At 61.7% G+C, this 20,786-nt stretch carries 18 protein-coding genes, 2 tRNA genes and 1 riboswitch; of the genes, 19 read left to right on the top strand and 1 reads right to left on the bottom strand.

All coding sequences use genetic code 11. The features are described 5' to 3' along the window. Positions 1 to 471: 471 nt before the first annotated feature. The 13 genes from ACUXVH_RS17810 to astE all read left to right on the top strand — a co-directional run bounded on the left by ACUXVH_RS17810 (position 472) and on the right by astE (position 13,883). Complete coding sequence (locus ACUXVH_RS17810; protein ID WP_011062777.1) at positions 472 to 1,248, top strand: ABC transporter substrate-binding protein; 777 nt, start codon at positions 472 to 474, stop codon at positions 1,246 to 1,248. A gap of 92 nt (positions 1,249 to 1,340) precedes the next feature. After that, a complete protein-coding gene (locus ACUXVH_RS17805; RefSeq protein WP_011062776.1) occupies positions 1,341 to 2,030 on the top strand; it encodes an ABC transporter permease in 690 nt (229 codons plus the stop codon). Further along, the gene (locus tag ACUXVH_RS17800; RefSeq protein ID WP_011062775.1) at positions 2,027 to 2,725 is read left to right on the top strand and encodes an ABC transporter permease; all 699 of its coding nucleotides are present in this window, start codon (positions 2,027 to 2,029) and stop codon (positions 2,723 to 2,725) included. The genes ACUXVH_RS17805 and ACUXVH_RS17800 overlap by 4 nt, the downstream gene beginning before the upstream one ends. 1 nt (position 2,726) lies before the next feature. Next, on the top strand, positions 2,727 to 3,839 hold the full coding sequence (locus ACUXVH_RS17795) for a succinylglutamate desuccinylase/aspartoacylase family protein (protein WP_065365404.1): 1,113 nt from the start codon (positions 2,727 to 2,729) through the stop codon (positions 3,837 to 3,839). Between the two features lie 23 nt (positions 3,840 to 3,862). Next, complete coding sequence (locus ACUXVH_RS17790; RefSeq protein ID WP_011062773.1) at positions 3,863 to 4,627, top strand: ABC transporter ATP-binding protein; 765 nt, start codon at positions 3,863 to 3,865, stop codon at positions 4,625 to 4,627. A gap of 112 nt (positions 4,628 to 4,739) precedes the next feature. Then, a complete protein-coding gene (gene argR / locus ACUXVH_RS17785; protein ID WP_011062772.1) occupies positions 4,740 to 5,720 on the top strand; it encodes a transcriptional regulator ArgR in 981 nt (326 codons plus the stop codon). Positions 5,721 to 6,082: 362 nt separating this feature from the next. Continuing rightward, on the top strand, positions 6,083 to 7,303 hold the full coding sequence (locus ACUXVH_RS17780) for an aspartate aminotransferase family protein (protein WP_011062771.1): 1,221 nt from the start codon (positions 6,083 to 6,085) through the stop codon (positions 7,301 to 7,303). Between the two features lie 133 nt (positions 7,304 to 7,436). Further along, positions 7,437 to 8,456 carry an arginine/ornithine succinyltransferase subunit alpha gene (aruF, locus tag ACUXVH_RS17775; RefSeq protein ID WP_011062770.1) on the top strand — a complete coding sequence of 340 codons (1,020 nt, stop codon included), beginning with the start codon at positions 7,437 to 7,439 and terminating at the stop codon, positions 8,454 to 8,456. A gap of 84 nt (positions 8,457 to 8,540) precedes the next feature. Further along, a complete protein-coding gene (gene astA / locus ACUXVH_RS17770) occupies positions 8,541 to 9,566 on the top strand; it encodes an arginine N-succinyltransferase (RefSeq protein WP_015636679.1) in 1,026 nt (341 codons plus the stop codon). After that, positions 9,563 to 11,032, top strand: a complete 1,470-nt coding sequence (gene astD / locus ACUXVH_RS17765; RefSeq protein ID WP_172621772.1) for a succinylglutamate-semialdehyde dehydrogenase — start codon at positions 9,563 to 9,565, stop codon at positions 11,030 to 11,032. Before astA ends, astD begins: the two co-directional genes overlap by 4 nt. Positions 11,033 to 11,168: 136 nt before the next feature. Further along, the gene (gene astB / locus ACUXVH_RS17760; RefSeq protein WP_011062767.1) at positions 11,169 to 12,515 is read left to right on the top strand and encodes an N-succinylarginine dihydrolase; all 1,347 of its coding nucleotides are present in this window, start codon (positions 11,169 to 11,171) and stop codon (positions 12,513 to 12,515) included. Between the two features lie 56 nt (positions 12,516 to 12,571). Continuing rightward, entirely contained in the window at positions 12,572 to 12,859 is a 288-nt protein-coding gene (locus ACUXVH_RS17755; protein ID WP_011062766.1) for a hypothetical protein, read from the top strand. Positions 12,860 to 12,872: 13 nt separating this feature from the next. Further along, positions 12,873 to 13,883, top strand: a complete 1,011-nt coding sequence (gene astE / locus ACUXVH_RS17750) for a succinylglutamate desuccinylase (protein WP_011062765.1) — start codon at positions 12,873 to 12,875, stop codon at positions 13,881 to 13,883. 59 nt (positions 13,884 to 13,942) lie between these two features. Here astE and ACUXVH_RS17745 read toward each other — a convergent pair whose 3' ends face one another. Next, a complete protein-coding gene (locus tag ACUXVH_RS17745; RefSeq protein WP_011062764.1) occupies positions 13,943 to 14,452 on the bottom strand; it encodes a 6,7-dimethyl-8-ribityllumazine synthase in 510 nt (169 codons plus the stop codon). A gap of 121 nt (positions 14,453 to 14,573) precedes the next feature. After that, a riboswitch (FMN riboswitch) is annotated at positions 14,574 to 14,744 on the bottom strand. Positions 14,745 to 14,962: 218 nt separating this feature from the next. Between ACUXVH_RS17745 and ltaE the strand changes: the two genes are divergently transcribed. The 6 genes from ltaE to ACUXVH_RS17715 all read left to right on the top strand — a co-directional run bounded on the left by ltaE (position 14,963) and on the right by ACUXVH_RS17715 (position 20,786). Then, positions 14,963 to 15,967 (top strand): low-specificity L-threonine aldolase, encoded by a 1,005-nt coding sequence (gene ltaE / locus ACUXVH_RS17740; RefSeq protein WP_011062763.1) that lies wholly within the window; start codon positions 14,963 to 14,965, stop codon positions 15,965 to 15,967. A 146-nt stretch (positions 15,968 to 16,113) separates the two neighbouring features. After that, a complete protein-coding gene (gene alaS / locus ACUXVH_RS17735) occupies positions 16,114 to 18,738 on the top strand; it encodes an alanine--tRNA ligase (protein ID WP_065365405.1) in 2,625 nt (874 codons plus the stop codon). A 97-nt stretch (positions 18,739 to 18,835) separates the two neighbouring features. Continuing rightward, positions 18,836 to 20,077: an aspartate kinase gene (locus ACUXVH_RS17730; protein WP_011062761.1), complete on the top strand. Its 1,242-nt coding sequence runs from the start codon at positions 18,836 to 18,838 to the stop codon at positions 20,075 to 20,077. A gap of 187 nt (positions 20,078 to 20,264) precedes the next feature. Then, positions 20,265 to 20,453: a carbon storage regulator CsrA gene (csrA, locus tag ACUXVH_RS17725; RefSeq protein WP_002554426.1), complete on the top strand. Its 189-nt coding sequence runs from the start codon at positions 20,265 to 20,267 to the stop codon at positions 20,451 to 20,453. A 62-nt stretch (positions 20,454 to 20,515) separates the two neighbouring features. Further along, positions 20,516 to 20,606: transfer RNA gene (locus tag ACUXVH_RS17720), tRNA-Ser, on the top strand. A gap of 107 nt (positions 20,607 to 20,713) precedes the next feature. Then, positions 20,714 to 20,786: transfer RNA gene (locus ACUXVH_RS17715), tRNA-Arg, on the top strand.

Genomic DNA, 20,786 nt, shown 5'->3' with positions numbered 1-20,786 from the left:
AATATCGGATTTATCCTTTCGGTGTATCCGAATGTTACCGGTACGGCCGAAGATGTAACCTCGCGCCTACTTTCGGGGCAATGGGAAACGCAGGGCCCCATTTCAGGGCCTTTTATACCCTTATAAAAAATAAGTCATCACGCTGCGCTTGCCGGAATAGAAGGCTTTGCCAATAATAGGCCCGCAATTTGCAGCATAGATCGGTTCCCCGTCTTTCGCTCTTGCATAGAATTGAAGAGCTGTCAATGCGCTGGCCAGGCATTCTCGATGCTTCTGTAATTTGTTGTCGCATTGAGGAAATATCGGCTTCCAGCCTGTCGTTAGAATGCCGGTCACTCGCTCGTCGTTGCCTGTGTGTGAGCCCCCTGCGGGCTGCCCGGGCCGCAGCGCCGCTATTTGCTGTTTCACCCATTCGCATATTGGGCTGTCGCTCACTCTGCCGTTTTCGCCCTTTACCGATGGAGTTCTAAGATGAAGAAACTCGTGCTTCTTGGCGCCCTGGCACTGTCCGTGCTCTCCCTGCCGACTTTTGCCGATGAAAAGCCCCTGAAAATTGGTATCGAAGCGGCTTACCCTCCGTTTGCCTCCAAGGCGCCGGACGGCAGCATCGTCGGTTTCGACTACGACATCGGCAACGCCCTGTGCGAAGAGATGAAGGTCAAGTGTGTCTGGGTCGAGCAAGAGTTCGACGGCCTGATCCCGGCACTGAAGGTTCGCAAGATCGACGCCATCCTCTCGTCCATGTCGATCACTGACGATCGCAAGAAGTCCGTGGACTTCACCAACAAGTACTACAACACCCCGGCGCGTCTGGTGATGAAAGCCGGTACCCAGATCAGCGACGGCCTGGCCGAACTCAAGGGCAAGAACATCGGCGTGCAGCGCGGTTCGATCCACGAGCGTTTCGCCCGTGAAGTGCTGGCTCCCCTGGGTGCGCAGATCAAGCCTTACGGCTCGCAGAACGAAATCTACCTGGATGTGGCCGCCGGTCGCCTCGACGGTACCGTGGCAGACGCTACCCTGTTGAATGACGGCTTCCTGAAGACCGACGCTGGCAAGGGCTTCGCCTTCGTCGGTCCGGCCTTCACCGACGTCAAATACTTCGGCGACGGCGTAGGGATCGCCGTGCGCAAGGGCGACAAGGCCGATCTGGACAAGATCAACGCCGCCATCGCTGCCATTCGTGAGAACGGCAAGTACAAGCAAATCCAGGACAAGTACTTCGACTTCGACATCTACGGCAAGTAAGACCGTCGAATCAGTCAGTCCGAGATGGCGCAAGCAGCAGAATCTCTGAAGTTTGCGCCATTTTTTCATCCCAATTTTCGAGGACCTGAATCATGTTGAAAGGCTACGGGGCTGTCATCCTCGATGGCGCTTGGCTGACGCTTCAGCTCGCCTTGTCGTCCATGGCCCTGGCCATTGTTCTGGGTCTGATCGGGGTTGCGCTGCGCCTCTCGCCGGTGCGCTGGCTGGCCTGGCTGGGCGACCTGTACTCCACGGTAATCCGCGGTATTCCCGACCTGGTGCTGATCCTGCTGATCTTCTACGGCGGCCAGGATCTGCTCAACCGGGTGGCGCCGCTGCTGGGTTATGACGATTACATCGACCTCAATCCGCTGGCGGCCGGTATCGGCACCCTGGGCTTCATCTTTGGTGCCTACCTCTCCGAAACCTTCCGTGGCGCCTTCATGGCGATCCCCAAGGGGCAGGCGGAAGCCGGCATGGCCTACGGCATGAGCAGCTTCCAGGTGTTTTTCCGGGTGATGGTGCCGCAGATGATTCGCCTGGCGATTCCCGGCTTCACCAACAACTGGCTGGTACTGACCAAGGCGACCGCGCTGATTTCCGTGGTGGGCCTGCAAGACATGATGTTCAAGGCCAAGCAGGCGGCGGATGCCACTCGCGAGCCATTCACCTTCTTCCTTGCAGTGGCGGCGATGTACCTGGTGATCACCAGCGTCTCGTTGCTGGCACTGCGTTACCTTGAGAAGCGCTACTCGGTAGGCGTAAGGGCGGCTGATCTATGATCTTCGACTACAACGTCATCTATGAGGCCCTGCCGCTGTACTTCGGCGGCCTGCTGACCACCCTGAAACTGCTGGCGCTGTCGCTGTTCTTCGGTTTGCTGGTGGCGCTGCCCCTGGGGCTGATGCGGGTGTCCAAGCAGCCGCTGGTGAACATGACAGCCTGGCTCTACACCTATGTGATCCGCGGCACGCCAATGCTGGTGCAGCTGTTCCTGATCTACTACGGCCTGGCTCAGTTCGAAGCGGTGCGCGAGAGTTTCCTCTGGCCCTGGCTGTCCAGCGCGACCTTCTGCGCCTGCCTCGCCTTTGCCATCAACACCAGCGCCTACACCGCGGAAATCATCGCCGGCAGCCTCAAGGCCACGCCCAATGGCGAGATCGAGGCGGCCAAGGCCATGGGCATGTCGCGCTACAAGATGTACCGCCGCATTCTCTTGCCGTCGGCTCTGCGCCGGGCGCTGCCTCAGTACAGCAACGAAGTGATCATGATGCTGCAGACCACCAGTCTGGCGTCCATCGTGACCCTGATCGACATCACCGGCGCGGCGCGGACGGTCAACGCGCAGTACTACCTGCCGTTCGAGGCCTACATCACCGCCGGCGTGTTCTACCTGTGCCTGACCTTTATCCTGGTGCGCCTGTTCAAGCTGGCCGAAGGCCGCTGGCTGCGCTACCTGGCGCCGCGGAAGCACTGATATGGAACGCATCGATCATCCATTGCCCTGGAATCACCTGGGTAGCGAGCGGCATATCTCGGTGTTCCGTTTCGGCAGCGGCGAGCGCAAGGCCTATATCCAGGCCAGCCTGCATGCTGACGAGTTGCCGGGCATGCGTACTGCCTGGGAGCTGAAGAAGCACCTCGGCGAACTGGAAGCCCAGGGGGCTCTCAACGGCGTCATCGAGCTGGTGCCGGTGGCCAACCCGCTGGGCCTGGGCCAGTTGCTGCAAGGCAATCACCAGGGGCGTTTCGAGGCCGGCAGCGGCAAGAACTTCAACCGTGATTTCGTCGAGTTGAGCGAGCCGGTCGGCCAGCGCCTACAAGGGCGCCTGGGGGATGATCCGCACGCCAATGTGCGCCTGATTCGCCAGGCCATGGCCGAGGTGCTGGCTGAGCTACCGCCGGCGTCCAGCCAGTTGCAGGGCATGCAGCGGGTGCTCCTGAGCCATGCCTGCAGCGCTGATGTGGTGCTGGACCTGCATTGCGATGCCGAGGCGGCGCTGCACATGTATGCATTGCCGCAGCATTGGCCGCAGTGGCGCTCCCTGGCCGCGCACCTGGATGTGAAGGTCGGCCTGCTGGCGGAAGATTCCGGTGGCAGTTCGTTCGACGAAGCCTGTTCGTTGCCCTGGTTGCGCCTGTCGCGGCAGTTCCCTGAAGCGCAGATCCCCTTGGCTTGCCTGGCAACCACCCTCGAGCTGGGCGGCCAGGCCGACACCGGGCGGCCTCAGGCCCAAGCGCACGCCGAAGGCATCCTGGCGTTTCTTGCCGAGCAGGGGTTGATTGCCGGTGATTGGCCGGCCCCCGGGCGCGAAGCCTGCGAGGCCATGCCTTTCGAAGGCACCCAACTGCTGTATGCGCCGCACCCCGGCGTGGTGAGCTTTCTGCGTCCGGCCGGTAGCTGGGTGGAGGCGGGCGAGCCGGTTTTTGAAGTGATTGATCCCCTATCCGATCGGGTCAGCACGGTGTGTGCTGGCACCAGCGGCGTGCTGTTCGCCGTTGAGCGGCTGCGTTATGCCCAACCCGGTTTCTGGCTGGCCAAGGTGGCGGGGCGCGAAGCGCTGCGTCACGGGCGCTTGCTCAACGACTGACTGTTTTTGTGAGAACCGACCGCATGTACAAACTTGAAGTCCAAGACCTGCATAAGCGCTATGGCAGTCACGAAGTGCTCAAGGGCGTGTCCCTGAAGGCCGCAGCTGGCGATGTAATCAGCATCATCGGCTCCAGTGGCTCGGGCAAGAGTACATTCCTGCGCTGCATCAACCTGCTGGAGCAGCCCCATGCGGGCAAGATCCTGCTGAACAACGAAGAGCTGAAGCTGGTAGCCAACAAGGACGGCGCCTTGAAGGCCGCCGATCCCAAGCAGCTGCAGCGCATGCGCTCGCGCCTGTCGATGGTGTTCCAGCATTTCAACCTGTGGTCGCACATGACCGCGATTGAAAACATCATGGAAGCGCCGGTGCATGTGCTGGGTGTGTCCAAGGCCGAGGCTCGCGAGAAGGCCGAGCACTACCTGGCCAAGGTCGGTGTGGCGCACCGCAAGGATGCCTATCCGGGGCACATGTCCGGTGGCGAGCAGCAACGGGTGGCGATTGCCCGGGCCCTGGCGATGGAACCGGAAGTCATGCTGTTCGACGAGCCGACCTCGGCCCTGGACCCGGAACTGGTGGGCGACGTCCTGAAGGTCATGCAGGCCCTGGCCCAGGAAGGTCGGACCATGGTGGTGGTGACCCACGAAATGGGCTTTGCCCGTGAGGTGTCCAACCAGTTGGTGTTCCTGCACAAGGGTGTGGTGGAAGAGAGCGGCAACCCGCGTGAAGTGCTGGTGAACCCGCAATCAGAACGTTTGCAACAATTCCTCTCGGGCAGCCTCAAGTAATAGCTGCCGTTGTGCACCAAATTAGGTCATGCTGCGCACCGCGCGCCAGATGGTCTAACTTGGTGCTGCCGCCCTTGGCTTCTCACCTTGTTTTCGTTTCGGATTGCCCGCCATGACTGCCCATCGAATTGGTTTCCTGATTTGGCCCAGCACTAAAGCCTTGACGCTGGCGCTGGCTGAGGAGGCCTTGCGTGTTGCCCAGCGGGTGCACCCGGAAGTGGTCTATGAGCTGGCTTTCCTGCAGGCTGAGGCCCCGGCCGAAGGCGCCTGGCAACTGCCGGGCGAGCCTTGGGCGGGCAAGCTGGAAGGTTGTCAGAAACTGTTCCTGCTGGCGGACGAGCCGCCGGCGCCGATGAGTTCCGGCTTGAGCAGTGCCCTCAAGCAGCTGGTGCGTGCCGGCTGTGTGATTGGTGGGCTGTCAGCCGGGGTTTACCCCTTGGCACAACTGGGGTTGCTCGATGGTTATCGGGCAGCGGTGCACTGGCGCTGGCAGGATGATTTCGCCGAGCGTTTTCCCAAGGTCATCGCCACCAGCCATCTGTTCGACTGGGACCGTGATCGCCTGACCGCGTGCGGTGGCATGTCGGTGCTGGACCTGCTGCTGGCGGTGCTGGCCCGGGATCATGGCGCCGAGCTGGCCGGTGCGGTGTCCGAGGAACTGGTGGTGGAGCGCATTCGTGAAGGCGGCGAGCGCCAGCGTATCCCGCTGCAAAATCGCCTGGGCTCCAGCCATCCGAAGCTGACCCAGGCAGTGCTGCTGATGGAGGCCAATATCGAGGAGCCGCTGACCACCGACGAGATTGCCCAGCACGTCTGTGTTTCCCGTCGTCAGTTGGAGCGGATCTTCAAGCAGTACCTGAACCGCGTGCCCAGCCAGTATTACCTGGAGCTGCGCCTGAACAAGGCCCGGCAGATGCTGATGCAGACCAGCAAGTCGATCATCCAGATCGGGCTGTCCTGTGGTTTCTCTTCCGGCCCGCACTTCTCCAGCGCTTATCGCAACTTCTTTGGCGCCACCCCGCGTGAAGATCGCAATCAGCGGCGCAGCAGCAGCCCGTTCGAACTCTCCTCCGTGCCTTCCGAGCGCGGTTGACCCCGTATTGTAGGAGCCGGCTTGCCGGCGAATCCCACAGGCCACCCGCTCGCCCGCAAAATCCCGTTCGACGTCCTCTTGTCGTAACGTCGATAACCTTTTCGAGATTTGGGGCTGCCCGCCACATAACTACCTGGGTAATTACCTTGGGCAAATTGCCCGGCAAATCTGCCGCTGAGGCTGTGCGCAGTTTAAACTGCGCCTTTGCGACGCTATTTGTCGCATTGCCATAAACCCGCTTAAAACCTGGGTTGGCGCTATAAGAAGTTGTCGCTTGGCGACAAGGCCGGGCACAAAACTGTCCTTACAATCCCTCCATCGCTCGCCAGTTTCAGGCGGGTGTTCCTCTTCAGGAGACTCCGATGTCCGTTGAGCAAGCTCCGGTGCAACGCGCCGATTTCGACCAGGTGATGGTTCCCAACTACGCACCTGCGGCCTTCATTCCTGTGCGTGGCGCGGGGTCCCGAGTATGGGATCAGTCGGGTCGGGAACTGATCGACTTCGCCGGCGGCATCGCGGTCAACGTACTGGGTCACGCCCATCCGGCCCTGGTAGGCGCACTGACCGAGCAAGCGGGCAAGCTGTGGCATGTGTCCAACGTCTTCACCAACGAGCCGGCCCTGCGCCTGGCCCACAAGCTGATCGACGCCACCTTCGCCGAGCGCGTGTTCTTCTGCAACTCCGGCGCAGAAGCCAACGAGGCCGCCTTCAAGCTGGCCCGTCGCGTGGCTCACGATCGTTTCGGCGCCGAGAAGTACGAAATCATCGCGGCCCTGAACAGCTTCCACGGCCGTACCCTGTTCACCGTGAACGTGGGTGGCCAGTCCAAGTACTCCGATGGCTTCGGTCCGAAGATCACCGGCATCACCCATGTGCCGTACAACGATCTGGCCGCCCTGAAAGCCGCGGTTTCCGACAAGACCTGCGCCGTGGTGCTGGAGCCGATCCAGGGCGAGGGCGGCGTGCTGCCGGCCGAGCTGGCCTACCTGCAAGGCGCCCGCGAGCTGTGCGACCAGCACAACGCGCTGCTGGTGTTCGACGAAGTGCAGACCGGCATGGGCCGCAGCGGCGAGCTGTTCGCCTATCAGCATTACGGCGTGACCCCGGACATCCTCACCAGCGCCAAGAGCCTGGGCGGCGGTTTCCCGATCGCGGCGATGCTGACCACCGAAGCGCTGGCCAAGCACCTGGTAGTCGGCACCCACGGCACCACCTACGGCGGCAATCCGCTGGCGTGTGCGGTGGCCGAGGCGGTGATCGACGTGATCAACACCCCACAGGTGCTCAATGGCGTGAAAGCCAAGCACGACCGCTTCAAGACCCGTCTGTTGCAGATCGGTGAGAAGTACGGCCTGTTCACTGAAGTCCGCGGCCTGGGCCTGTTGCTCGGCTGCGTGCTCAGCGAGGCCTGGAAGGGCAAGGCCAAGGACGTGTTCAACGCGGCCGAGAAAGAAGGCCTGATGATCCTGCAAGCCGGCCCTGACGTGGTGCGCTTCGCGCCGAGCCTGGTGGTCGAGGATGCCGATATCGACCAGGGCCTGGACCGCTTCGAGCGCGCCGTGGCGAAATTGACTCAAGCCTGATCCAGGGCGGCGGTGCTTCTCGGCGCCGGCCTTTGCGGCCGGCGTCGAGCCTAATTCCTGTGCCGGGCTATCCCGGCATTTTTTTCCCTGAGTCGGACGGTTTCCGACCTGTTTTAGAGTAAGGAGTGACACCATGCTGGTGATGCGCCCCGCGCAAATGGCTGATCTGGGCGAGGTACAGCGTCTGGCTGCAGACAGCCCGATTGGTGTCACCTCCTTGCCGGATGATGTGGATCGCCTGAGCGACAAGATCGCCGCAAGCGAGGCTTCGTTCGCCGCTGAAGTGAGCTTCAACGGTGAAGAGAGCTACTTCTTCGTCCTGGAAGACACCGACAGCGGCAAGCTGGTGGGCTGCTCGGCGATTGTCGCCTCGGCCGGCTACTCCGAGCCGTTCTACAGCTTTCGCAACGAAACCTTCGTCCACGCTTCCCGCGAGCTGAAGATCCACAACAAGATCCACGTCCTGTCCCAGTGCCACGACCTCACCGGCAACAGCCTGCTGACCAGTTTCTACGTGGTACCGGAGCTGGTGGGCTCGGCCTGGTCGGAGCTCAACTCCCGCGGCCGCCTGTTGTTCGTCGCCAGCCACCCGGAGCGCTTCGCCGATTCGGTGGTGACCGAGATCGTCGGCTACAGCGATGAGCATGGCGACTCGCCGTTCTGGGATGCCATCGGGCGCAACTTCTTCGACCTCAACTACGCCGAGGCCGAGCGCCTGTGCGGCCTGAAAAGCCGGACCTTCCTCGCCGAGCTGATGCCCCATTACCCGATCTACGTGCCGCTGCTGCCGGATGCGGCCCAGGAAGCCATGGGCCAGGTGCACCCGCGGGCACAGATCACCTTCGACATCCTGATGCGCGAAGGTTTTGAAACCGATCACTACATCGACATCTTCGACGGTGGCCCGACCTTGCATGCGCGGGTCTCGGGTATCCGCTCGATTGCCCAGAGCCGCGTGGTGCCGGTGAAGATCGGTGAAGCAGCCAAGGGCGGCGGCCGTCAGTACTTGGTCTCCAACGGCCAGTTGCAGGATTACCGCGCGGTGTTGCTGGAGCTGGATTACGCCCCGGGCAAACCGGTGACCCTGGACCTGCAAGCCGCCGAAGCCCTGGGCGTCGGCGAAGGCGCCAGCGTGCGCCTGGTGGCGGTTTAACGCCTGCTTTCACTACCTGGAAAGCAAGCCTAGAAGCAGCGAGTTTCGCGCAGGCCGCCAGCGGCCTGCGTCTGAGGAGATAGCATGATCGTTCGTCCCGTACGCAGCAGCGATTTACCCGCGCTGATCGACCTGGCCCGCAGCACCGGCACTGGCCTCACCACCTTGCCGGCCAACGAAGAGCGCCTGACCCACCGGGTCGGCTGGGCGGAAAAGACCTTTCGCGGTGAAGCCGAGCGCGGCGATGCGGACTACCTGTTCGTGCTGGAAGACGACAACGGCCGGGTGGTGGGCATTTCCGCCATCGCCGGCGCCGTCGGCCTGCGCGAGCCCTGGTACAACTTCCGGGTCGGCTTGACGGTCAGCGCCTCCCAGGAGCTGAACATCTACCGCGAGATCCCCACGCTGTTCCTGGCCAATGACCTGACCGGCAACTCCGAGCTGTGCTCGCTGTTCCTGCATGCCGATTACCGCACCGGCCTCAACGGCCGCATGCTGGCCAAGGCGCGGATGCTGTTCATCGCCGAGTTCCCGCAGCTGTTCGGCAACAAGATCATTGCCGAGATGAGAGGCATGTCCGACGAGAATGGCCGCTCGCCGTTCTGGGAAAGCCTGGGCCGGCACTTCTTCAAGATGGAGTTCAGCCAGGCCGACTACCTGACCGGTGTCGGCAACAAGGCCTTCATCGCCGAGCTGATGCCCAAGTTCCCGCTCTATACCTGTTTCCTGTCCGAAGATGCGCGCAACGTCATCGCCAAGGTCCACACCGACACCGAGCCGGCGCTGGCCATGCTCAAGAGCGAAGGCTTCAGCTACCAGGGCTATGTCGACATCTTCGACGCCGGCCCGGCGGTGGAGTGCGAGACCAGCAAGATCCGCGCAGTGCGTGACAGCCAGGCGCTGGTGCTGGCCATCGGCACCCCGGGCGACGACGCCACGCCGTTCCTGATCCACAACCGCAAGCGCGAGGACTGCCGCATCACCGCGGCACCGGCGCGCTTTGCCGCCGGCACCCTGGTGGTCGATCCCCTGACCGCCAAGCGCCTGCAACTCAACGCCGGCGACCAGGTCCGCGCGGTTCCGCTGTCTGCTTCTCGGGAGTCGAAATAATGAGCACGCTGTACATTGCCGGCCAATGGCTGGCCGGTCAGGGCGAGGCCTTCACCTCGGTCAATCCGGTGACCCAGGCGGTCATCTGGTCGGGTAACGGTGCCACTGCCGCACAAGTGGAGAGCGCCGTGCAGGCTGCCCGCCAGGCGTTTCCGGCCTGGGCCAAGCGTTCCCTGGAAGAGCGCATCAGCGTGCTCGAAGCCTTTGCCGCCAGCCTGAAGAGCCGTGCCGACGAACTGGCCCGCTGCATTGGCGAGGAAACCGGCAAGCCGCTGTGGGAAGCTGCCACCGAAGTCACCAGCATGGTCAACAAGATCGCCATCTCGGTGCAGAGCTACCGCGAACGTACCGGCGAGAAGAGCGGCCCGCTGGGCGACGCCACCGCCGTGCTGCGGCACAAGCCCCACGGTGTGGTGGCGGTGTTCGGCCCCTACAACTTCCCTGGCCACCTGCCTAACGGGCACATCGTTCCCGCTTTGCTGGCCGGTAACAGCGTGCTGTTCAAACCCAGCGAGCTGACGCCGAAAGTCGCCGAGCTGACGGTGCAGTGCTGGATCGAAGCCGGCCTGCCGGCCGGTGTGCTGAACCTGCTGCAAGGCGCTCGGGAAACCGGCATCGCCCTGGCGGCCAATCCGGGTATCGATGGGTTGTTCTTCACCGGTTCCAGCCGTACCGGCAATCACCTGCACCAGCAGTTCGCCGGGCGCCCGGACAAGATCCTGGCCCTGGAAATGGGCGGCAACAACCCCCTGGTGGTGGAGCAGGTCGCCGACCTGGACGCTGCGGTGTACACCATCATCCAGTCGGCCTTTATCTCGGCTGGCCAGCGTTGCACCTGCGCGCGGCGCTTGCTGGTGCCGCAAGGCGCCTGGGGTGACACGTTGCTGGCGCGCCTGGTGGCGGTCAGCGCAACCATCGAGGTCGGCGCGTTTGACCAGCAGCCTGCGCCGTTCATGGGCTCGGTGATCTCCCTGGGCGCCGCCCGCGCACTGATGGATGCGCAGCAGCAGCTGTTGGCCAACGGCGCCGTAGCCTTGCTGGAAATGACCCAGCCCCAGGCCCAGGCTGCCTTGCTGACCCCGGGCATCCTGGACGTTAGCGCCGTGGCCGAGCGCCCTGATGAGGAGCTGTTCGGGCCGTTGCTGCAAGTGATCCGCTACGCTGATTTCGATGACGCGATCGCCGAGGCCAACAACACTCAGTACGGCCTGGCGGCCGGTCTGTTGTCGGACTCCGCCGAGCGCTACCAGCAGTTCTGGCTGGAAAGTCGAGCAGGTATCGTCAACTGGAACAAGCAGTTGACCGGCGCCGCCAGCAGCGCGCCATTCGGTGGCGTGGGGGCCTCGGGCAACCATCGGGCCAGTGCCTATTACGCGGCGGACTACTGCGCGTACCCGGTGGCTTCCCTGGAAACCCCGAGCCTGGTGCTGCCGAGCGCGTTGACGCCGGGTGTGCGCCTGTCCTGATTGGTGTGGCCTTTTCGCCGGCAACCCGGCTCCTGCAGATCTGTGCAGGAGCCGACTTGCCGGCGAACGAGCGCACCGCGTTCGCCATGTGTAGATATCGATTGCCTATAACAAACAGATTCGTGGAGCCTCGCTGATGAAATCCTATGAAGTCAATTTTGACGGGCTAGTGGGGCCGACCCATAACTACGGCGGCCTGTCCTACGGCAACGTTGCCTCCCAGAGCAACAGCCAGCAGGGCTCCAATCCCAGGGAAGCGGCGCTGCAAGGCCTGGCGAAAATGAAAGCGCTGATGGAAATGGGCTTTCAGCAAGGCGTGCTCGCCCCGCAAGAGCGCCCGGACGTGGCCGCCCTGCGCAACCTGGGTTTTGCCGGAACAGACGCCCAAGTCATCCAGCAGGCCGCCAAGCAGGCGATGCCATTGCTGGTCGCCAGTTGCTCGGCATCGAGCATGTGGGTGGCCAACGCCGCCACGGTCAGCCCCAGTGCCGACACCGCCGATGGCCGTGTGCACTTCACTGCCGCCAACCTCAACTGCAAATACCACCGCAGCATCGAGCACCCCACCACCAGCCGCGTGCTGGGGGCCATGTTCGCCGACCAGAAGCACTTCGCCCATCACGCGGCCCTGCCGGCGGTAGCGCAGTTCGGCGACGAAGGCGCCGCCAACCACACGCGCTTCTGCCGTGACTATGGGCAGGCCGGCGTGGAGTTCTTCGTCTTCGGTCGCAGTGCTTTCGATACTCGCTACCCGGCACCGCAGAAGTACCCGGCGCGCCAGACCCTGGAAGCTTCCCAGGCCGTCGCCAGGTTGCATGGCCTGAGCGAGGAAGGGGTGGTCTATGCCCAGCAGAACCCTTCGGTGATCGACCAGGGCGTGTTCCACAACGACGTGATCGCGGTGGGCAATGGCGAGGTGTTGTTCTATCACGAGGACGCCTTCCTCGAGACCGATAAGATGCTCGCCGAGTTGCAGGGCAAGCTGGGCAAGCGCGGCGGCAACTTCCAGTCGATCTGCGTGCCGCGTTCGCAGGTGACGGTGGAAGATGCCGTGCGCTCCTACCTGTTCAACAGCCAGTTGCTGTCACGCGCCGACGGCTCGATGCTGCTGATCGTGCCCGAGGAATGCCGCGGCAACGAGCGGGTCTGGCAGTACCTGCAAAGCCTCACCAGCTCTGGCGGGCTGATTCGTGAAGTGAAGGTCTTCGACCTCAAGCAGAGCATGCAGAACGGCGGTGGCCCGGCGTGCCTGCGCTTGCGCGTAGCGCTCAAGGAAACCGAACTGGCGGCGGTCAATCCTGGGGTTATCATGACCGCGCCGTTGTACGACACCCTGACCCAATGGGTCGGCAAGCACTATCGCGACCGCCTGAGCGAAAGCGACCTGGCGGACCCGCAACTGCTGCTTGAGTGCCGGACGGCACTGGATGAACTGACGCAAATCCTTAAACTGGGCGCGGTTTATCCCTTCCAGATCAATTGAAAGCCAGCGCCCGGCGATCCCGGGCGCGCAGCTTTACCCCAGATGAGAACCGACCCATGAGCGATACCCTGCAGCTGATCCTTGAAGACACCGACGGCACTCAGCTGGAAACATCCTGCACCCGTTTCGCCGTGCTGTGGCAGGGCAAGGAAGTGTGGATCCAGCAGGACGGCCGCGGCCAGCTGCTGATCGGCGTGGATGTGGAAGAAGGTGATGCGGAATACGCCAGCCTGCTGCTGCGCCCGCTGGCGACCAACCTGGTCAGCCTGCAACTGGAAATGGAGCCGGCCGACGCCGGTGACGATGATCACGTGCATGGCCCTGACTGCGGCCACGCTCACTAAGGAAGTCCGCTCTATGCTCGCCCTCGGCAAACTGCTTGAACTGACCCTCGCCGGCCGTGAACCGGCGGAGAAGACTCAACTGACTGTCGACGGCGTGCGCATGCGCTGGCTGAGCGAGGGGGCGCTGGAAGTGCGGCCGCCCGAGGCTCGCGATAACGGCCTGGACCTGCTGCTGTCAGCGGGAATCCATGGCAACGAGACGGCTCCCATCGAGCTGCTCGACCGCTTGTTGCATGACATCGCCCGGGGCGATCTGAAGCCCCGCGCACGTATCCTGTTCCTGTTCGGCAACCCCGAGGCCATGCGCCGCGGCGAGCGTTTTGTCGAACAGGACGTCAACCGGCTATTCAATGGCCGGCATGAATCGAGCAGTGGTTTCGAAGCCCTGCGCGCTTGTGAACTGGAGCGATTGGCGGCGAGCTTCTTCAGCCAGCCCGATCGCCAGCGTCTGCACTACGACCTGCACACGGCAATCCGCGGCTCGAAGATCGAGCAGTTTGCCCTGTACCCATGGAAGGACGGGCGTCAGCATTCACGCCGTGAGCTGGCCCGCCTGCGGGCTGCCGGTATGGAAGCGGTGCTGTTGCAGAACAAGCCCTCCATCGTCTTCAGTGCCTACACCTACGATCAGCTGGGGGCCGAGTCCTTCACCCTGGAGTTGGGCAAGGCACGGCCATTCGGGCAGAACCAGGGGGTCAATGTCGAACGCCTGGAAACCCGGCTCAAGCAGATCATCGACGGTAGCGAACCACCTGCGGAGCAGGACAGCCTCGACGGGTTGCAGTTGTTCAGCGTGGCTCGGGAAGTCATCAAGCACAGCGACAGCTTCCACCTGCATCTGCCGGCAGACATCGAGAACTTTTCCGAACTGGAAGTGGGTTACCTGCTGGCCGAGGATATCGCCCAGACCCGCTGGGTCATCGAGGAGACGGGGGCACGGATCATTTTTCCCAATCCCAAGGTGAAGAACGGCTTGCGCGCAGGGATTCTGATTGTGCCGGCCACGGCCGACGGCCTGGCCTGAGGTTCGCCGGCAAGCCGGGCCCCCCGCAGGAGCCGGCTTGCCGGCGATACCGCTACCGCTTAAACCGCTACCGCACGCTGCTCGTTACGGCGCAGGGCGCGGACCTTCTGCAGGGTGTCGGCACAGGTTCTCGCCGCTTCCTGGCCTTTGTGCACGAAGTGCTCGAAGAAGAACTTCTGATGCTCTTCACCCGCATGGAAATGATGCGGGGTCAGCACCACCGAGAAGACCGGTACTTCGGTTTCCAGTTGCACTTGCATCAGGCCGCTGATGACCGACTGGGCGACGAACTCGTGACGGTAGATGCCACCGTCCACCACCAGGCCGGCAGCAACGATCCCGGTATAACGACCGGATTTGGCCAGCAGTTTGGCGTGCAGCGGGATTTCGAAGGCGCCGCCGACTTCGAAGAAGTCGATATCGGATTCCTGATAGCCCTGGGCGAGCATTTCAGTGACGAAGCCCTGACGGCTCTGATCGACGATTTCCTTGTGCCAGCAGGCCTGGATAAAGGCGACGCGCTCGTTGGGGTGGTGTTTGCTTTTGCTATCGATTGCAGTGGGTTGCATCTGTTCTGACTCCTGTTTGTGTGAAAAACAGGGCATATATGAATCGAATGGGATTTAAGGGTGCGCGCAGAACGGTCGTGGATTTCCCACGAACTGCCCGGCAACGGCCCTTTGGCGCCAATCCCGTTCTCTCTTCATCCGGACTATGACCGTCGGCCCCGGAATCACACCGGGTCTGCTGACCTTGTCGTCACCTGTGGCCAAGCCACCGGTCTCGCCAAGCGCTCGCGGGCTATGCGCATTGCACGCAATTACCGCCGGTGGGGAATTGCACCCCGCCCTGAGAACGTTTGCCCGCAATTTTTCGCGGGCGGTGAGTTTTTAACACAGATCCTCTCGAGACGCATCGCACCTTTTGGATAATTCTCATCGGATTTTTCAACGCCAGACTCAGGCTTTTCTACAGTTGTTGCTTGATTATTGCCGGCCATGGCCGCAGTTTCGTTTCGAAAGGGAGTTCCCCCTGTTCAAGAGCGGACCTTGCAGGTCCCACAGCCGAGGCCAGATGTGATGAGCGTGATCGATCTTCGTAGTGACACCGTGACCCAGCCGACCCCTGGTATGCTCGATGCCATGGCCAGTGCGCCCACCGGGGATGATGTGTACGGCGAAGATCCGACAGTCAATCGGTTGGAAGGTGAATTGGCGCGGCGCCTGGGTTTTGCTGCGGCGCTGTTCGTGCCCTCGGGCACCATGAGCAACCTGCTGGCCTTGATGGCTCACTGTGAACGGGGCGACGAGTACATCGTCGGGCAACAGGCCCATACCTATAAATATGAAGGCGGGGGCGCGGCGGTACTCGGCTCTATCCAGCCCCAGCCACTGGAATTGCAGGCTGACGGTTCGCTGGACCTTGTCCAGGTGGCTGCGGCCATCAAGCCCGATGACTTTCATTTTGCCCGCACCCGCCTGCTGGCCCTGGAAAACACCATGCAGGGCAAGGTGCTGCCCTTGGCCTACCTGGCCCAGGCTCGGGCCTTTACCCGGGAACACGGGCTGGCCCTGCATCTGGATGGCGCGCGGCTGTACAACGCAGCGGTCAAGCTGGGGGTGGATGCACGGGTGATTGCCGAGCATTTCGATTCGGTGTCGGTGTGCCTGTCCAAAGGTCTAGGTGCGCCGGTGGGCTCGGTGCTGTGTGGCTCGGTGGAACTGATCGCCAAGGCCCGGCGCCTGCGCAAGATGGTCGGTGGCGGCATGCGCCAGGCAGGCGGTTTGGCGGCAGCGGGGCTGTATGCCCTGGACCATCAGGTACAGCGTCTGGCCGACGACCACGCCCATGCACAATTGCTGGCCGATGGCCTGCGGCGGGTGGGCTACAGTGTCGAGCCGGTGCAGACCAACATGGTGTATGTAGAGATGGGGGATCGGGCCGAGGCGCTCAAGGCGTTCGCCGCCGAGCGCGGGATCAAGCTCAGCGCCGCATCACGGTTGCGTCTGGTCACTCATCTGGACGTCAGCGCCGGGCAAATCGAGCACGTGCTGAGCACTTTTGCCGAGTTTTCCCGTAACTGACAGTGTTCTCCGTCCAATTGACTGTTTGTATCGTACAAACACGCTGTACCTAGTGATTAACGCCGATATAATGCGGCCCTTTGCCGTCGTTTCGTCTGTTGACGTTGCGCACAGGCCTTTGGCCGCAGTCTCCGTGGAAGAACCTAATGAAAAGCGCAGAAATCCGTGAAGCCTTCCTCCGCTTCTTCGAAGAGCAAGGCCACACCCGTGTAGCCTCCAGCTCCTTGATCCCAGGCAACGACCCCACCCTGCTGTTCACCAACGCGGGGATGAACCAGTTCAAGGATTGCTTCCTGGGGCAGGAAAAGCGCGCCTATACCCGCGCTGTCAGCAGCCAGAAGTGCGTCCGCGCCGGCGGCAAGCACAACGACCTGGAAAACGTCGGTTATACCGCTCGTCACCACACCTTCTTCGAAATGCTGGGCAACTTCAGCTTCGGTGACTACTTCAAGCGTGATGCGATCACCTTCGCCTGGACCTTCCTGACCTCCGAAAAGTGGCTCAACCTGCCCAAGGAAAAGCTCTGGGTCACGGTGTATGCCACCGACGACGAGGCCTACGACATCTGGACCAAGGAAGTCGGCGTACCCGCCGAGCGCATGGTGCGTATCGGCGACAACAAGGGTGCGCCTTACGCGTCCGACAACTTCTGGACCATGGGCGATACCGGCCCGTGCGGCCCTTGCACCGAGATTTTCTACGATCACGGCGCCGATATCTGGGGCGGCCCGCCCGGCTCGCCGGAAGAGGACGGTGACCGTTACATCGAAATCTGGAACAACGTGTTCATGCAGTTCAACCGCACCGCCGATGGCGTGTTGCACCCGCTGCCCGCGCCGTCGGTGGACACCGGCATGGGCCTGGAGCGGATCAGCGCGGTGCTGCAGCACGTGCACTCGAACTATGAGATCGACCTGTTCCAGAGCTTGCTGGATGCGGCAGCCAAGGCCATCGGCTGCACCAACGATGCCCAGGCTTCGCTGAAAGTGGTGGCGGACCATATTCGTTCCTGCGGCTTCCTGATTGCCGACGGCGTACTGCCCTCCAACGAAGGCCGTGGCTATGTGCTGCGCCGGATCATTCGCCGCGCTTGCCGTCACGGCAACAAACTGGGCGCTAAGGGCAGTTTCTTCTATCAGATCGTCGCCGCCCTGGCTGCCGAGATGGGCGAAGCCTTCCCGGAGCTGAAGTCCCAGCAGGCGCACATCGAGCGTGTGCTCAAAGCCGAAGAAGAGCAATTCGCCAAAACCCTGGAGCAGGGCTTGAAGATCCTCGAGCAGGACCTGGCCGAGCTCAAGGGCTCGGTGGTGCCGGGCGACGTGGTGTTCAAGCTGTACGACACCTACGGTTTCCCGATGGACCTGACTGGCGATATCGCCCGCGAGCGCAACCTGACTCTCGACGAGGAAGGCTTCGAGCGCGAAATGGAAGCCCAGCGTGTGCGTGCCCGCTCCGCCAGTTCTTTCGGCATGGACTACAACAGCCTGGTCAAGGTCGACGTGGCCACCGAGTTCACCGGTTACCACGCCACCAGCGGTTCGGCGAAAGTGGTTGCTCTTTATAAGGAAGGGCAATCGGTCGACGTGCTGAGCGAAGGCGAAGAGGGTGTGGTGATTCTTGACCAGACCCCGTTCTATGCCGAATCCGGCGGCCAGATCGGTGACTGCGGTTATCTTCAGGCTGGCAACGCGCGTTTCGACGTGCGCGACACCACCAAGACCGGCGGTGCCTTCCTGCACCATGGCGTGCTGGCCAAGGGTAGCCTGACTGTTGGTGCGCCGGTTGAAACCCAGGTCGACGCGCAAGTGCGCCACGCGACCTCGCTGAACCACTCGGCCACCCACTTGCTGCACGCTGCGCTGCGCCAGGTATTGGGCGAACACGTACAGCAGAAGGGTTCGCTGGTGGACAGCCAGCGCCTGCGTTTCGACTTCAGCCACTTCGAGGCGATCAAGCCCGAGCAGATCAAGGCGCTGGAAGACATCGTCAACGCCGAGATTCGCAAGAACACCCCGGTGGAAACCGAAGAAACTGATATCGATACCGCCAAGAAGAAGGGCGCCATGGCGCTGTTCGGCGAGAAGTACGGCGACAGCGTGCGCGTACTGAGCATGGGCGGCGACTTCTCGGTAGAGCTGTGTGGCGGTATCCACGCCAATCGTACCGGCGATATCGGCTTGCTGAAAATCACCAGCGAAGGCGGTGTGGCTTCCGGCGTGCGTCGTATCGAGGCAGTGACTGGTGCTGCGGCCCTGGCGTACCTGAATGCGGCGGAAGAACAACTCAAGGAAGCGGCGACCCTGGTCAAGGGCAGCCGCGACAACCTGATCGACAAGCTGTCGGCAGTGCTGGAACGCAACCGCTTGCTGGAGAAGCAACTCGAGCAGTTGCAGGCCAAGGCTGCAAGCGCCGCGGGCGATGATCTGTCCGCTCAGGCGGCAGACGTCAAGGGCGTGAAAGTGCTGGCTGCGCGTCTCGACGGCCAGGACGGCAAGGCGCTGCTGGCGCTGGTGGATCAGTTGAAAAACAAACTCGGCCGCGCAGTGATCCTGCTCGGCAGTGTCCATGAGGAAAAGGTCGTACTGGTTGCCGGTGTAACCAAGGACCTGACTGGCCAACTCAAAGCCGGTGATTTGATGAAGCAAGCCGCTGCGGCAGTGGGCGGGAAGGGCGGTGGTCGTCCAGACATGGCGCAGGGCGGCGGTGTTGATGCCGCTGCACTGGATGCCGCGCTGGCCCTGACCGTGCCATTTGTCGAGCAGGGTATTTAAGGCGCCGAGCCGGGCCCGTCGTCTAGTGGCGGGTCCTTGCGCTGTGCAGTTTGATTGTTTAACGGGCGCCCCTTTACGGGCTGAGGCGGCTTAGAAAATGGCTTTGATCGTACAGAAATTTGGAGGCACCTCGGTCGGCTCTGTCGAGCGGATCGAGCAGGTCGCCGACAAGGTGAAGAAGTTCCGCGAAGCCGGCGATGACCTGGTGATCGTGCTGTCGGCGATGAGTGGCGAAACCAACCGCCTGATCGATCTGGCCAAGCAGATCAGTGGCGAAGCCAAACCGGTTCCCCGTGAGCTGGATGTGATCGTCTCCACCGGCGAGCAAGTGACTATCGCGTTGCTGGCCATGGCGTTGATCAAGCGCGGTGTTCCGGCGGTGTCCTATACCGGTAACCAGGTGCGCATCCTCACCGACAGCGCTCACAATAAAGCGCGAATCCTGCAGATTGATGATCAGAAGATTCGTGGCGATCTGAAAGCCGGTCGTGTGGTAGTGGTTGCCGGTTTCCAGGGCGTTGACGAGCACGGCAACATCACCACCCTGGGTCGTGGTGGTTCCGACACCACCGGTGTGGCGCTGGCGGCAGCTCTGAAGGCCGATGAGTGCCAGATCTATACCGATGTCGACGGCGTCTACACCACCGATCCGCGGGTTGTGCCCAAGGCTCAGCGCCTGGACAAGATCACCTTCGAAGAGATGCTGGAAATGGCCAGTCTCGGTTCCAAGGTGCTGCAGATCCGTGCGGTCGAGTTTGCTGGCAAGTACAACGTTCCGCTGCGCGTTCTGCACAGCTTTCAGGAGGGTCCGGGCACCCTCATTACTATTGATGAAGAGGAATCCATGGAACAGCCGATCATTTCCGGCATCGCTTTCAACCGCGATGAAGCCAAGCTGACTATCCGTGGCGTGCCAGACAACCCTGGCGTGGCCTTCAAGATCCTTGGCCCGATCAGCGCGGCGAACATTGAAGTCGACATGATCGTGCAGAACGTTTCGCACGATAACACCACCGACTTCACCTTCACCGTGCACCGCAATGACTACCTGGCGGCCCAGACCGTGCTGGAAAACACCGCACGTGAAATCGGTGCCCGCGAAGTGGTAGGCGACACAGACATTGCCAAGGTATCGATCGTTGGTGTCGGCATGCGCTCCCACGCGGGCGTTGCCAGCCGCATGTTCGAGGCCCTGGCTAAAGAGAGCATCAACATCCAGATGATCTCCACTTCTGAAATCAAGGTTTCGGTGGTGATCGAGGAGAAGTACCTGGAGTTGGCGGTACGTGCGCTGCACACCGCTTTCGAGCTCGACGCTCCGGCCCGACAGGGCGAGTGATGCGTGTTTGAAAGGGCGCGGTCAGACCGCGCCCTTTGTGTTTTTGATCGGCACGGGAGAAAACTGTTCTTTTGCCCGTGCTAGTCAATACTTAGGCGTGTAGGACTGCAGCCGACCCGGTTGTAGGCCAACACCCTTTTTTTTGCAGACTGTAGTCCCTGAAAATGTAATGCGTGAGGAGAAAGGTATGCTGATTCTGACTCGTCGGTGCGCAGAAAGCCTGATCATTGGTGATGGCGAGATCACTGTGACCGTGCTCGGCGTCAAAGGTAATCAAGTGCGTATTGGTGTCAACGCCCCCAAAGAAGTGGCGGTTCACCGTGAGGAAATTTACCTGCGGATTAAGAAAGAGAAGGACGAAGAACCAAGCCATTAATTTTTATCGTTTTTTTTGTTTGCAAACGGGGAGAAAGCTGGTTAATATACGCCCCGTGTTGCGGAGAGCTGGCCGAGTGGCCGAAGGCGCTCCCCTGCTAAGGGAGTACACCTCAAAAGGGTGTCGGGGGTTCGAATCCCCCGTTCTCCGCCATTATTTGCTTAGTACGTTGTAATCTGGCTTCTTCTGTAAGTTGTTGAAATTACTAGAAAAAGTGCTTTACAAAAAGATTTAACGGCCTATAATGCGCGGCAACAAATGCACTCGTAGCTCAGCTGGATAGAGTACTCGGCTACGAACCGAGCGGTCACAGGTTCGAATCCTGTCGAGTGC

This window comes from Pseudomonas sp. 8(2025) (genome assembly GCF_052665325.1).
Note: the sequence above shows the minus strand (reverse complement) of the source record. Positions and strands in the feature narration are given on the sequence as shown.